This is a genomic window from Pandoraea pnomenusa (assembly GCF_040391475.1).
Taxonomy (GTDB): Bacteria; Pseudomonadota; Gammaproteobacteria; order Burkholderiales; family Burkholderiaceae; genus Pandoraea; species Pandoraea pnomenusa_C.
Genome location: NZ_JBEBXS010000016.1, coordinates 23,159 through 36,704 on the forward strand (window position 1 = coordinate 23,159; position 13,546 = coordinate 36,704).

Sequence of the window (13,546 nt, forward strand, 5' to 3'; positions counted from 1 at the left end):
ACGCCTCAAGAATGACTGTACCGGGTCAGCCGAATGAGCGTCGACCGAAAAAGTGTTAACGCGTGGCGTGGACTGCAACCGTTTGTAACGGCTTCCGCTCGGGGTGCCGACGTGCCCACGAACGTCTCGCCGACTTACTTCTCGGCGACCTGCTTCTCGACGGAGAGCGAGATCTCGCGCACACGTTCGCCGCGCGGCGACACGAGGTCTTGTGCCGTGACGGTGAAGTTCACTGGTCGCGCAAACTTCTTGCTCGCGCTTTGCCACTCCGCAGGCAGTCCGGCAGGGTTCGTCGTCGTCGTTCGCATGGTCGTGACGCCGCGCGTGCAACGCGACACCTGCGTGGCGAAGTTCTGCGCCTGCGTGCGCAACTCCATTGCCGAGATCTTCTGGTAATCCCAGATGCACTCGTAGGTGGGGGCAAGACCCGTCGCGCGGAACACCTTGCAGTCCCCACCCGGCATCGAGTAGGTGGCCTGATAGCTTTCGCCACGGTCGTTCTTGGCGGCCAGCGGGCCGGTGATGTCTTCAAAACCGTTCTGCGCGCTCTTGGCCAGCATGAGGATGCCCTCGCACTGGTCGGCGGCGAAGGCCGACTGCGCTGCGAACAGGCAAGCCAGCAGGGCCCATCGTTGTCGAAAATTCGTTGCCATTATTGGAATGTTTGCCCGGGTGCGGCAGCGTGCTGCGTCGTGCATGCCGGAAGATCCATGATGCATGCCATTAGAACGCAAAGTCGACGCGGACGAAACCACAGTCACAAGGGAAATCGTGCGCCAATTCGAGTGCGTGTCCGCGCGATAGTTCGCCAGGCGATGCGTGCGCGCCGCTCATCCGAAAAGCCGATCCCTCACGAACGCGGGCGACCTATACTGAAATGGCAGTGAAACTGCACGGGCGAGGCCGGGAACCGATGGTGGTTCGATGCATCACGGCAATGCCCCTCGGTGCCAAGTCTCCTTGGCCCTTACCATGCCGCGCCGGTACACGCGGCTGGCGATGCCCTGATGGGGCCTCAACCGGCGGCTAGGCCGCCGGTTTTCATTGGGCGTTCGAATTGCGCCCGCTCGACAAGCGATCTCCCGTATTGTGCAAGGCCCTCATGCCGACGGATTAAGCGAAAGTGCGGATTTCGCCCGCGTCATTGCTCTGCAACTATCAAATCACAAGACCAATACGGATCGGGCACGCACCTTCGGGAAGTCAACGGAGCGTCTGTGGATATCTGTACGCCCTCATCAGTGCGCGCGTCGTTGCGCGCCTGCGTTACCGTGTGTCATGCGGGGTGAGTCATGGGATACCCGACACCTCCCGATGGTCTGCGCGCCGATGTCTCCGACGTCGGCACGGCGCATGCACCGTTGCAGTTGATCGAATCCGTTCGCGGTCACGGCGGCACGCTCGCGCATGTGCTTGGCGCGATCGGCACCTTCCGTTTCCGTCACGGCCATTGGCCGCGGCGTGTCTACCTCTACCCCGAAACGCTCGCGGCGCTCGTGCAGGACCTCACACCGCTGGGCTTCTACCGGCTCCAGCAGCATCTCGACGTTGTGTCGGACCTCGAACGCGACCTGTTCTGCGTGGACGACAGCGGTAACGTGTCGATCTACCGGGTGCAGGCGGCGCCCTCGGCTGCCGTCGTCGAAGCCGCCGCGGTCTGGCTGGGGATGTCGTCTCCGGCGGCGTCCGGGAGCGACGGTCGTCCACGCCCATCGGCTGCCCCCGAGCCATCCCGCTGACGTCGGCACGCCAATCGCTGGCCGCTGTCACAGGAATATCGCTTTGCGCGGCTAGTCTGGCCTGCCGCCGGTCGCCCCGGCGCCGGATGCCGGAACCTTCCTCTGAGAGTTTTGCTGTACCGGACCCCGCCGCCGCTGGCGGGGCGGTGTCACCTCCGCTCCCATTTGCCGGAGAGATGTCATGAACCGATTCGCGATCGTTCTGGACGGTTTGATGCTGCTCTACCTCGCAGCGGCCACGGTTGTCGGCGTGCAGTCGAGCGCCGCCGACGGGCACGCGCTGCTCACCAGTGTGCTTGGCGTGCTGCTCGCGCTTTGCCTGCTGGCGCTGCTCGCGGCCCCCTTCTATGTCTCGCTCGTGGTGCTCGTCGCACAATCCGAGCGGCATCTGCGGCTCGCCGCGTGGCTGCATCGGTTGCTGCTCACGCTCATGGTCGCGGCCGCCGTCATTTCGCTGCTGGCGAGCGACACGTTCGAAGTGTCGGCATCGCTCTTCGCGCTGGTCGCGGGGGTGTGTATCGTCAACCTCGTCGCACTCTCGCGACGGCGCACCCACTTCGAGGCGTTCCATCTGTTCGAGCATTGAGGTCACGGCCGCGCAGGTGAATTTGCGAGCGTCTGTCCGGCGATGCTAGACTGCGCGGCATGATTCGCTGGCGAAAACTCCTCGTGCTGTGGCTGTTGTGCGTCACCCTGCCGTTGCAGGCCGTGGCCGCATTGCGCATGCATTGCACACCGGGAACATCGACGTCGGCGGTCTCGGCACCCTCGCTCACTACACGGGCCAGCGATCCGTCTTCGATGCGCATGCACGTCGCGCATCAGGCAGTGATGTCCTCAGACGATCACAGCCGAACGGGAGCCGCTCAACACGGCGAGGCATCGTCGGGCAACATGCCTTCCCATGCGGCGCACACGATGTCTCACGCGACGGCTTCGCCGGACGGTGCATCGTCGCATGCTAGCGCAAACGACACGTACAACCACCACGCGAGCTGCTCTGCTTGCGCCGCCTGCGCGGTCTGCACCGCGCTGCCGACAAGCCTGGCCGTGCGCCTTCCCGGCGCGCAGCCGTCCGTCTTCATTCCGTTCCTGCGCACCTCGGCCAGCAGCGCCGACGTGGCCGTGCCCGAACGCCCGCCGAAAGCACTCGCCGCCTGACGGTTTCGCGTCAGACCGGTGACCCTCCCGGCAACCCGCAATGACAAGTGGCAACGCGTGCCAATGCTCGATGCGCGCCGGCCTTGTCTGACGCCTCACCGTCTCCGTTCCCCATTGGACTGACTTTGCGCACCGCTGCGCGACCGGCGTTCGTTCGCCGCTCGGCATGTGCCGCAGGTCTGCCCGTCAGATGAACGCGTGACGCCGGAAGCCCCGGCGTCACCAGACAGACGAGACTTTCGACGATGTTTTCTTCTCTACGACGGCACGCGTGGACCGTGCCCGTCGCGCTATGGCTCATGGGCGCGTGGTCAACGCCTGTCCTGAGCAGTGAAAGCGCAGCGACAACGCCACCTGTCACAGATCCGGCTTCCCCGGATGCCCCCGCGGGCCCGCTGCCTGCAGCGGTATTGCACGACTTCTCCCGGCCAGCGCTTTCCGTGGCCACAAGCGACTGGCGGCAGGTGAACGCCAACGTTTCCGCCATGCATGGAATGGACGGCATGTCACACGATGCACACGCGATGGCCGGGCATGCCGGCGCGCCCACGCCCGCGGCCGCCAATCAGCACGCGACTCACGGCGCCGCGTCGACGTCCGGGCAGGAAGCAACGGCAAGCGCCGCGATGGGGCATGCCATGCCGCCCACGCCGGCACCGGGCAGCGTAGCGAACCCGCACGCCGGACATCAAATGCCGGGGGCTTCGAAATGACGACAGCCTCCCTGTCCCTCGCCTCGCTCGCAGCCGGGCCAATCCCGAAACGTCGCATTGCATCCGTACCGGACTCACGGCGAAAGTCGCCACTCGTCATCGCCGTACTCGCTACGCTGACCTTATCCGGCTGCGCGACCTTCAGCGACGACGGCGGCTTTGGCCCCATCGCCGATGCGACACAGCAGCGTTTGGGCAAACCTGTCGTCTGGGCGCGTGACGACGCCACGACGCAAGCGCTTGCGAAAGAACGCGACAACCTGCTCGCGCAGCCACTCGACATCGACTCGGCGGTGCGGCTCACGCTGCTCAATCATCGCGGCCTGCAAGCGACCTATGCAGAGCTGGGCATCGCCGAAGCCTCGCTCGTGCAAGCCGGACGATTGCCGAATCCGCGCTTCTCGTTCCAGCGCGTGCAGGGCGGTGGCGACATCGGCATCGAGCGCACATGGGGCATCGACTTCGTTCGCGTGCTCACGCTGCCGCTCGCGTCGCGGATCGAAGCGCGTCGCTTCGCGCAGGTGCAGGCGCAGGTGACACAGGCGGTAGTCGAGCAGGCAACCGCCACGCGGCGCGCCCGGATCGACGCCGTCGCCGCACGGCAGCGCGTGCAGATCCTCGAACAGACGGGGCTTGCCACGCAGGCCGCCAGCGAACTGGCCGACGGCATGGCGCGGGCGGGCAACTTCAGCGCCATGCGGCGCACGCAGGAAAACCTCGTCTATGCCGACACGGCGGCGCGCCTTGCGAAAGCCCGTGAGCAGGCGAACACTGCGCGCGAACAACTGGCGCGACAAATGGGACTGTGGGGGCAGCAGCTGACCTTCACGTTACCGACGCGTCTGCCCGAACTGCCGCGCACGCGTCCGTCGTGGCCCGATGCCGAAGCGCAAGCCATGCGCGATCGTGCCGACATTCGTGCCGCGCGCGCGGGGCTGGAGAGCACATCGAGCGACCTCGGTCTCACACGCGTAACGCGTTTGGTCAATGTGCTCGACACGGCGTATCGCGACAACAGTGCCACGGGCTCACCGAACGAGCGCGGGTACGAGATTTCGCTGGAGGTCCCGCTCTTCGACTGGGGCAGCGCGCGTGTGGCCGGCGCCGAAGCCCGGTACCGCCAGAGTCTCGATCGTCTCGCCGACACGGCCGTCGCGGCGCGTGCCGACGTTCGCACCCGTCGCGCCCAGACGCTCGCCGCGTGGGACATCGCGCAGCACTATCGCGCGACGATTCTGCCGATGCGCCAGCGGGTGTCCGACGAATGGCTGCTGCGCTACAACGGCATGCTCGCCAGCGTGTTCGACCTGCTGACCGACGCCCGCGACCAACGCGACACGGTGCTCGCGTACATCGACGCGACAGCCGACTACTGGCTGGCCGACGCCGCCTTGCGCGAAAGCCTCGGCGGCGGCGAACCGGGCGCACCTGTTGCCGCCACACCCGTCGCCGCCGCGAGTTCGCTCTCGCCGCCCGCGCCGGCGACCACATCCCCGCCCACGCCGCAACCTTCACCATCCCACGCACATGGAGGTGGCGCATGACTTCGCGCCGACGATTCCTGCGCGACGCCAGCTTCGCCGTCATGGGCGCGGCAGCCGTCGAACGCACCAGCCTCGCTGCCTTGCCCGACGCGGCAACGCGCAGCGACGCGAGCACCGCCAACCCCCACATCCCGCCGACCGGACGCCCGTATCGCCCAGTCGCCACGCTCAACGGCTGGACCCTGCCGTGGCGAATGCGCAATGGCGTGAAGGAGTTCCATCTGATCGCCGAGCCGGTGGTGCGTGAGATCGCCCCCGGCATGCAGGCGAATCTGTGGGGTTACAACGGACAGAGTCCCGGGCCGACCATTGAAGTCGTCGAGGGTGATCGCGTGCGTCTTTACGTGACGAATCGATTGCCCGAGGCCACGAGCGTGCACTGGCACGGCCAGCGCCTGCCCAACGGCATGGACGGTGTCGCGGGCCTCAACCAACGCGCCATCGCCCCGGGACAGACGTACGTCTACGAGTTCGAAGCCAAACGCGCCGGCACGTTCATGTACCACCCGCATGCCGACGAGATGATGCAGATGGCGATGGGCCTCATGGGCTTCTGGGTCACGCATCCGAAAGACCCGTCGTTCATGCCGGTCGATCGCGACTATGTGTTCCTCATCAACGCCTATGCCATCGATCCCGGCACGCGCACGCCGCGCGTAAACGAGATGACCGACTTCAATCTCTGGACGTGGAACAGTCGAGCGTTCCCCGGCATCGATCCGTTGGTGGCGCGTCAGGGCGAGCGCGTGCGCATTCGCATTGGCAACCTGACGATGACGAACCACCCGATCCATCTGCACGGCCACGAGTTCAGCGTGACGGGCACCGATGGCGGCTGGGTGCCGCCCGGCGCGAGATGGCCGGAAGTCACGACGGACATTGCGGTCGGGCAGATGCGCGCGATCGAATTCGACTCCACGGAGCCCGGCGACTGGGCGTTCCACTGCCACAAGTCGCATCACACCATGAACCCGATGGGTCACGACGTGCCGACCATGCTCGGCGTGAATCAGCGGGAGATCGCCGCCAAAATTTCGCGCATCATTCCCGACTATATGGCGATGGGCGAGACCGGCGGCTCGATGAATGGCATGGAAATGCCACTGCCGGAAAACACGCTCCCGATGATGACCGGCACCGGCCCGTACGGCCCTATCGAAATGGGCGGCATGTTCACCACGTTGAAGGTGCGGCCCGATCTGCCGCGCGGCAGCTATCGCGATCCCGGCTGGTATCGCGCGCCACGCGGCTCGGTCGCGCGCGAGTGGCAAGGCAGCAGTTCCGCGTTACCCTCTTCCCACCGTCAGCCCACTCAACAGGACAAGGCAGGCAAAACCGGAGTCAAATCATGATGCGTTCGTTCTTCAGCCGTTCGTTTACTGCCCGTCTGTCCGAGATCGCTCACGGCGCTGAATCGGCGCACGCGGCACGCGCCGCCCATGCCGCGCGTCGTGCACGCCGGGCGACGTTCGCCCTGGGTGCCGTCGCCGCAATGCTGGCAACCCCGGCGTTCGCCGACGACCCACACGCCATGCACATGCAGCACGCTCAGCATGGGCACGGCGACGCGGCAGCGGCAGCCATCGGCGAACCCGGCGACGACGCGCAGGCCACGCGCACGGTGGACGTCGACATGCGCGACACGATGCGCTTCTCGCCCGCTACGCTCACGGTGCGTCGTGGCGACACGGTGCGTTTTGTCGTGACCAACAACGGCAAGGTGCGTCACGAGATGACGCTGGGGACCGCAGCGTCGCTGGCGGAGCACGCGAAGATGATGCAGCAGATGCCGGGCATGATGCATGCGGAGCCGAATGCGGTCACCGTCGATCCCGGTCAGCGCAAGACCCTCGTTTGGCACTTCACGCAGCCGGGCACGGTGGACTTTGCGTGCCTTGAGCCGGGGCACTTCGAGGCCGGCATGCGTGGCGTGATCAACGTGCGTTGATCGCTCGGTTCGCACGCGTTACTCGCAGCGTTCGAGTCCGCCGCTGAGCGCCTCGGTGGCATCGGCTTCGAATGCCGCCACGTCGCATTCCTTGAGCCGCAGGCTTAGCGTGACGGCATCGCCGTATGCCACGTCGAGCACTTCGGCGGCGTGACGCTGCGCCAACCGGCGCAGCGTGGCCTCGTGGGCGAAGGTGCAGCGATAGCGCAGTTCCGCCATCGGTTCGACGGCGGTGAGCGTGGCCAGCTTGAGGGCCTCGCTCACCGCTTGCCCATAGGCGCGCGTCAATCCGCCCGCCCCGAGTTTGATGCCCCCGTAATAGCGCACGACCACGGCAAACACGTTCGCCAACCCTTTGTGCATGAGCACGTTGTACATCGGCTTGGCGGCCGTGCCACCCGGCTCGCCGTCGTCGTCGAAGCCCGACGCCCCCTCGCACAACAACACCCAGCAGTAGTGCGTGGCGTTCGGATAACGCACGCGCAGCGCGTCGAGTTCGCGCATGGCGGCCTCGCGCGACGTGATGGGCATGACGATGCCGATAAACCGGCTCTTCCTGATATCCAGCTCGGTCTCGACCGGTGCTGCCAAAGCGTACATACGGCTGTCTTCCCCTGCCTTGACTCTGCCGCCTTACAGGCGGACCTCGCCGCGAGCGAGTTCGATGACGTTGCCGCCCACGCGAATCTGACGATCCGCCGTGACTTCGAGCGTCAACCGGCACGGGCGCTCGATGGCGTCGCCTTGCGAGACGCGAGCACGCACCGGCAGCGGGTAACCCTGACCGATCAGCCAGCCACCAAGGTTCGCACAGGCCGAGCCCGTGCCCGGGTCCTCGCTGACGCCACCGCCCTGCGTGGTGAAGAAGTACCGCGCGGTCACTTCCAGTTCGCCGCCCTTTTCGCTGTCGATCGAGAACACGTAGCCGGTCTTGCGCTCCAGGCTCGAGAGCGGCCAACGCTCCAGACGCGCGCTGTCAGGCTGCGCACGCGCCACCGCCTCGGCATTGCGCAGCGGAATCAGCAACTGATCGGCGCCCGTGTCGACCCATTGCGGCGACTGTGCGAGGTCGTCGCGACCGAGGCGCACCAACGCCGCGATGTCGGCGTCCGCCTCGCTCGCCTTCTCGATTTTCGGCTCCCCCGACGACGGTGCCGTGAGCGTCCAGTGATCGCCCTTCGCCGCCACAGGCACGAGCCCGGCCGCGAACTGCAGCGTCACGTTGTCGCCCGTCCCTCGCAGCGCGCGCAGCACATGCGCCGTGCCCAGCGTCGGGTGCCCGGCGAAACGCATCTCGTAGCCCGGCGTGAAAATGCGCACGTGCGCATCGGCCGTGTCGGACGGCAGCATGAACGTCGTCTCGGACAGATTGAACTGACGCGCCAACGCCAGCATTTCGTCATCGCTCAGGCCGCGGCCATCTTCGAAAACGCACAGCGGGTTGCCGCCGAACGTGGTTTCGGCGAACACATTGACGATACGAAATGCATAGGTACGGCTCATGGCGAATCTCCGGTATGGGGTGAGTCGGACAATATTGCGGCCTCCGCATCTGGCGAACCGGGGCCGACCGCGTCGAAACCCCACGCTGGCTGGCCGGTCTGCCTTGCGAAAGAAGGCTCGTAGTCTCGCACATCACACGCCCGAACGCCCACCGCCACGGCCATTTCGGCGTTTCGTCCGCCCTCGCGATAAGAATCGTCTGCCCCTGCGCGAGCACCGACGCCGGTTTTCGGTCAGTGCAATTGTCACATAACAGGCGACAATTATTCACAATTCAAGTGGATTGTAGTTCTCCGTCAGGACTCTAAAATGTCATTCATCGAGGCACACAAAGCCTCCCAACGAAACGATGAAGACACAGGAGCCCATCATGCTGGACATCAGAAAAGCTGCAGACCGAGGCGTTGCCAACCATGGTTGGCTCAATTCGCGCCATACGTTCTCGTTCGCCAACTATTACGATCCGAAGCAAGTCGGCTTTTCCGATCTGCTGGTGATCAACGACGACCGCGTGGCCCCGGCCCAGGGTTTCGGCAAGCACCCGCACCGCGACATGGAAATCTTTTCGTACGTGCTGGAAGGCGCGCTCGAGCACAAGGACACGATGGGCACGGGCTCGGTCATCGAACCGGGTGACGTCCAGTTGATGAGTGCCGGACGCGGCGTGGCGCACAGTGAGTTCAACCACTCGCCGACCTCGCCGGTGCACTTCCTGCAAATCTGGATCGTGCCGAATCAGGCCGGCATCGCACCGGAGTATCAGCAACAACGTTTCACGGCGGAAGAAAAGCGCGGCCGTCTGCGCAAGATCATCTCGCCGGATGGCAGCGACAACTCGCTGCATATCCATCAGGATGCACGCGTGTACGCCGGGCTGTTCGACGGCGACGAATCGGACACGCTGACGCTCGCCCCGAACCGTTACGCCTACGTGCATGTCGCACGCGGCAGCGTGACGCTCAACGGTGTTGCGCTCGGTGAGGGCGACGGCGTGCGGGTACGCGACGAAACGACGCTTACGCTCACGAACGGCAGCGACGCCGAAGTGCTCGTGTTCGACCTGCGTCCGGTGGAAACGCCCGATTTCTAAGGCGTTGCCGACGGGCGTGATCGGAAGGCGCGGCGTACGCTCGCTTCCCTGGCGTGCGTCGCTCCCTGGGCACCGCCTTCCCTCGGTGCTCGCGCGGCCGGTACCTCATGGTGCCGGCCGCGTTATTTCGTCTCATGAATGGTTCGATCGATCGGAGATACCGATGACGGCGCGCGGTTCAGGCGTCGCGCATGGTGAGCGAACATGCGTCGCCGCGCGCGTCGCGGCTCACGCTCACGCGCGACAGCCCCGCCAGATGCGGTGCCAGTGCGCGCCAGATGAAGGCGCAGAGATTCTCCAGCGTGGCAGGGCCGAGACCGGCAACGTCGTCGAGCAGTCGATGGTCGAGCCGCTCGCGCACGCACGCAAGCTCGGCGTCGAGACAGGCGAGATCGAGCACCATGCCGGACGCCCCTGACAAGCTTCCCGTCACCTCGACCGTCGCGCGATAGCTGTGGCCGTGAATGCGGCGGCTCGCGTCCATGCTCGGGGGATCGATGTCTCGTCGGTTCAACGTATGGGCGGCTTCAAATACGAAGCTGCGCGAGAGCGTGAACTGCGCGTGCCTCATCGTGACGGCACACATCGGTTTGCCGCGCCCGGTTGCGGATGCGGACGCGCGCCCGCCGTCGTCGCGATTGCGCGGCACCTTGGCCGCTCGCGCACCACTCATGCGTCTTCGCTCTCCATTTCCAGCGGCAGCGCGTGCTCGTCGGCGCGCCAGGCGGCGTCGCCCTGCGAAAGCTCGACCACATTCAGACGGCATGCATCGAAGGCTTTTTCAACGGCGTTGCGATCCATGTCGCGCCCGATGAAGACCACCTCGTTGATGCGGTCGCCCCACGGTGCTTCCCAGTTCGCTTCGATGGCCTCGCGTTGCGGATCTCCCTCGGGCGGCCATTGCTCCGGATCGGCCGCCGCCCACCATTGCCCCACGGGCTCCAGCGTTGCGGTGTTGCCTGCGCGCGAGTAGGCCAGCGCCCACGCCGGACGGCTGGCGGACCAGACATAACCCTTCGCGCGCATGAGCCCGTCGAACGGCATCGACATGAAGGCGGCGAACCGCCCCGGATGCAGCGGCTCGCGCCGACGCAGCACAAAGCTCGTGACGCCATACGTGTCCGCTTCGGAATCGTGTTCGCCCGCGAGCGCCTGCGCCCATCCGGCCATCTGCCCGGCGCGCTCCGGATCGAATCGGCCCGTGCCCAGCACGTCGCCCAGCGGCACCTCGCCACGCGCGCCCAACACGATGCGCGCCGATGGGTTCAGGCCCGTAATGAGCGCCTTCACGGCGTCGAGCTGCGCCGCATCGACACAATCCACCTTGCTCACGATCACCACGTCGGCGAACTCGATCTGCTCGGTCAGCAATTCGGCAAGACGACGCTCGTCCTCTTCACCCGCCACCTCGCCGCGTTGGGCGAGCGTGTCGAATCCGTGGAAGTCGTCGAGCACGTGCAGCGCGTCGACGACCGTCACCATCGTGTCCAGGCGAGCGACGTCGGCGAGCGATTGCCCCGCCTCGTCGCGAAACTCGAAAGTGGCCGCCACGGGCATCGGCTCGGCAATCCCCGTCGATTCGATCAGCAGATAGTCGAAGCGTCCGTCCTGCGCCAGTTCGCGCACGGCAATCAGCAAATCCTCACGGAGCGTGCAGCAGATGCATCCGTTGCTCATCTCCACAAGACGCTCTTCCGTGCGCGAGAGCGCCGCCCCGGCGTTGGCCGCGCCGCGTTCCACGAACGAGGCATCGATGTTGACCTCGCTCATGTCGTTCACGAGCACGGCCACGCGCAAGCCCTCGCGGTTGCACAGCACATGGTTCAGCAGCGTGGTCTTGCCCGCGCCGAGAAAGCCGGAAAGCACGGTGACGGGAAGACGGCGATCGGCGTCGCCGGAAGGATGGATGGTGTGGGTCATGGCAGCAGAGTCCTGTGAGTGCGTGGATTTGCACCGTCCGTAGCCAACGTTCCGCAACCCACTTAATGCAACTAAGTTGCAAATATGGCGCGATGATACGGTGACTCACACGATTTTGCAACTGAGTTGCAAAACAACGACGTTGCGCAAGTCACAGCGAGAAGGTCCGTTCGGTCACTTTGCCGGGTTCGATCACTGTGTCGCGTTGTGCCCACAAGACTTTTCGGGCCGGAATGGGCGGGCGGCTGCGCCGGTCTGCAAGGTCTGCGATACTGCTTGAGCGGCGCAGATCGCGTAGTCTCAACCCAACACCGGCCCCCAGTTTGCGGTCCCGGCGTCGACCGGCGGCCCCCGCAATGTCGCGCCCGCCACGGCTCGCCGGACATCACCGCTTTCCGGATTTTTCGTTCCGACTTTTCGATACCGCATAGAGCTCGATATGCCGACTTCCAAGACCGCCATCCACGCCCGACGCACCCCGCGCACGAGCCCCCTGCTGCGTCGCGTGACGCAGGGCCTCACGCTCGCTGCGGCCATCGGCCTGACAGGTCTCTCTCAAGGTGCGTGGGCGCACGCGCACGTGGTGTCGAGTACACCCGCCGCGCAAGCCACCGTCGAAGCGCCGACGTCCGTGCGTGTGACGTTCGACTCGGCGCTTGAAGGGGCGCTGTCGAAATTGACCGTCGTCGACGCGCAGGGCAAGCCGGTGACGCAAGCCAAGCCCGAACTCGATGCCGCGCGCAAGACGCTCACGCTCACGTTGCCATCGCTCGCCGCCGGTGACTATCAGGCGAACTGGGTGGCCGTGGCGAGCGACGGTCATCGCACGCAAGGCAGCATCAAGTTCACTGTGAAGTAATGGCGGCGGAACTGGCCGCCGGCACCTGGCAACCCGCCACGGCGGGTTTGCTCAATCTCGCGCTGGCACTGGCCGCAGGCGTGCTCCTGCTGCGCAGTCCGCACGCGGTGCGGCGCGGCCTCACCCTGCGCGTGTTGCCGGGCTTCGCGGCCGGCCTCGCCGCGCTCGCGTGGGTCGCGTATGTGATGGCGAGTACCGAAGCGATGACGGGCGGTGACTGGGACAGCACATCCGCCATGTTCGGCGATGTGTGGCTCGTACTCACGCAAACGCACTTCGGTCACATGCAGTGGGTCGCCGGGCTCGGCGCGGCCTTGTTGTGCGCAGGTGCCTGGGCCTGGTACGACGCCCGTCGCCGACTACGCTCGGAATTGCCCATCGCCGACGATCCGCGCGATCGGCATCATCGTCGCGAGCATCAGCAGGAACGCCTCGCGCGCTCGCTTTACGCGCTCGGCGCAGTGGTGCTGGCGCTGGCGCGCGCAGGCACCGGACATGCTGCAGACGCGTCACTCCCGTGGCTCGCCATCGGCGTTCATACGCTGCATGTGGCGGCAGCCGCGTCGTGGACCGGCGCGCTGCTCGTGGCCGGCTGCGTGATTCCGGGCTGGCGTCATTGGCCCGTGGGCGCGCGCGCCGCCTACGGCGAACGGTTGTCGTCGGTGGCCACGCTCGCGATGTTCGTGGCGCTCGTGACGGGCGGCTTCAACGCGTGGCGCACGCTGGGTGAAACGCCATCGCTGTGGTTTGCGGATCAGAATGCGCCGTATGTCGCGTGGCTGATGACGAAACTCGTGCTCGTCGCCTGTGCCGCCGCGCTGGGCGCCTGGAATCGCTGGCATTTCCTGCCGCGTCTGGCACTCGACGCGAGCGAGACGCCGCTCGACACCACGGCCTTTGCACGCGTGGTCGCCGTCGAAGCACTCGTGCTGGTGATGGTGATGAGCCTGGCGGCGAAGCTCGGCACGACCATGCCGCCGGGCGTGTAAGCGTGTTGCCTCGGAACGTGGCCACGGCCCGACGAATTCGACAGCAAGAAACGGAGCGCAGCATCACCCCCGGCTCCCTA

Annotated in this window: 15 protein-coding genes; 10 read left to right on the forward strand and 5 right to left on the reverse strand. The window is 65.9% G+C overall.

Annotated features, from left to right (window positions below; genetic code table 11):
* Window positions 1-134 precede the first annotated feature (134 nt).
* Window positions 135-653: a hypothetical protein gene (locus tag ABWO90_RS17110; protein WP_353192428.1), complete on the reverse strand. Its 519-nt coding sequence runs from the start codon at window positions 651-653 to the stop codon at window positions 135-137.
* A 639-nt stretch (window positions 654-1,292) separates the two neighbouring features.
* On the opposite strand from ABWO90_RS17110, the gene ABWO90_RS17115 reads away from it, so the two are divergent.
* The 7 genes from ABWO90_RS17115 to ABWO90_RS17145 all read left to right on the forward strand — a co-directional run bounded on the left by ABWO90_RS17115 (window position 1,293) and on the right by ABWO90_RS17145 (window position 7,105).
* Window positions 1,293-1,739, forward strand: a complete 447-nt coding sequence (locus ABWO90_RS17115; protein WP_353192429.1) for a hypothetical protein — start codon at window positions 1,293-1,295, stop codon at window positions 1,737-1,739.
* A gap of 181 nt (window positions 1,740-1,920) precedes the next feature.
* Window positions 1,921-2,325 carry a hypothetical protein gene (locus ABWO90_RS17120; RefSeq protein WP_353192430.1) on the forward strand — a complete coding sequence of 135 codons (405 nt, stop codon included), beginning with the start codon at window positions 1,921-1,923 and terminating at the stop codon, window positions 2,323-2,325.
* Window positions 2,326-2,384: 59 nt separating this feature from the next.
* Window positions 2,385-2,900, forward strand: a complete 516-nt coding sequence (locus tag ABWO90_RS17125; protein ID WP_353192431.1) for a hypothetical protein — start codon at window positions 2,385-2,387, stop codon at window positions 2,898-2,900.
* A gap of 503 nt (window positions 2,901-3,403) precedes the next feature.
* Entirely contained in the window at window positions 3,404-3,613 is a 210-nt protein-coding gene (locus ABWO90_RS17130; protein ID WP_353192432.1) for a hypothetical protein, read from the forward strand.
* Window positions 3,610-5,157, forward strand: coding sequence for a TolC family protein (locus tag ABWO90_RS17135; RefSeq protein WP_353192433.1), 1,548 nt, complete (start codon window positions 3,610-3,612; stop codon window positions 5,155-5,157). The genes ABWO90_RS17130 and ABWO90_RS17135 overlap by 4 nt, the downstream gene beginning before the upstream one ends.
* Entirely contained in the window at window positions 5,154-6,509 is a 1,356-nt protein-coding gene (locus ABWO90_RS17140; protein WP_353192434.1) for a multicopper oxidase family protein, read from the forward strand. The genes ABWO90_RS17135 and ABWO90_RS17140 overlap by 4 nt, the downstream gene beginning before the upstream one ends.
* Window positions 6,510-6,649: 140 nt before the next feature.
* Window positions 6,650-7,105, forward strand: a complete 456-nt coding sequence (locus ABWO90_RS17145) for a cupredoxin domain-containing protein (RefSeq protein WP_353192508.1) — start codon at window positions 6,650-6,652, stop codon at window positions 7,103-7,105.
* 18 nt (window positions 7,106-7,123) lie between these two features.
* Here the strand turns inward: ABWO90_RS17145 and ABWO90_RS17150 are convergent, their stop codons facing one another.
* The gene (locus ABWO90_RS17150) at window positions 7,124-7,705 is read right to left on the reverse strand and encodes an IMPACT family protein (RefSeq protein WP_353192435.1); all 582 of its coding nucleotides are present in this window, start codon (window positions 7,703-7,705) and stop codon (window positions 7,124-7,126) included.
* A 33-nt stretch (window positions 7,706-7,738) separates the two neighbouring features.
* On the reverse strand, window positions 7,739-8,608 hold the full coding sequence (locus ABWO90_RS17155) for a PhzF family phenazine biosynthesis protein (protein ID WP_353192436.1): 870 nt from the start codon (window positions 8,606-8,608) through the stop codon (window positions 7,739-7,741).
* A gap of 370 nt (window positions 8,609-8,978) precedes the next feature.
* On the opposite strand from ABWO90_RS17155, the gene ABWO90_RS17160 reads away from it, so the two are divergent.
* The gene (locus ABWO90_RS17160) at window positions 8,979-9,698 is read left to right on the forward strand and encodes a pirin family protein (RefSeq protein ID WP_353192437.1); all 720 of its coding nucleotides are present in this window, start codon (window positions 8,979-8,981) and stop codon (window positions 9,696-9,698) included.
* 178 nt (window positions 9,699-9,876) lie between these two features.
* Here the strand turns inward: ABWO90_RS17160 and ABWO90_RS17165 are convergent, their stop codons facing one another.
* Together ABWO90_RS17165 and ABWO90_RS17170 are read right to left on the reverse strand one after the other, a co-directional pair.
* Window positions 9,877-10,371, reverse strand: coding sequence for a 6-carboxytetrahydropterin synthase (locus ABWO90_RS17165; protein WP_353192438.1), 495 nt, complete (start codon window positions 10,369-10,371; stop codon window positions 9,877-9,879).
* Window positions 10,368-11,618, reverse strand: a complete 1,251-nt coding sequence (locus ABWO90_RS17170) for a GTP-binding protein (RefSeq protein ID WP_353192439.1) — start codon at window positions 11,616-11,618, stop codon at window positions 10,368-10,370. Before ABWO90_RS17170 ends, ABWO90_RS17165 begins: the two co-directional genes overlap by 4 nt.
* A 439-nt stretch (window positions 11,619-12,057) precedes the next feature.
* Here ABWO90_RS17170 and ABWO90_RS17175 point away from each other — a divergent pair, with 439 nt between their 5' ends.
* On the forward strand, window positions 12,058-12,477 hold the full coding sequence (locus tag ABWO90_RS17175; RefSeq protein ID WP_353192440.1) for a copper resistance protein CopC: 420 nt from the start codon (window positions 12,058-12,060) through the stop codon (window positions 12,475-12,477).
* Window positions 12,477-13,466, forward strand: a complete 990-nt coding sequence (locus tag ABWO90_RS17180; RefSeq protein WP_353192441.1) for a CopD family protein — start codon at window positions 12,477-12,479, stop codon at window positions 13,464-13,466. Before ABWO90_RS17175 ends, ABWO90_RS17180 begins: the two co-directional genes overlap by 1 nt.
* Window positions 13,467-13,546 lie beyond the last annotated feature (80 nt).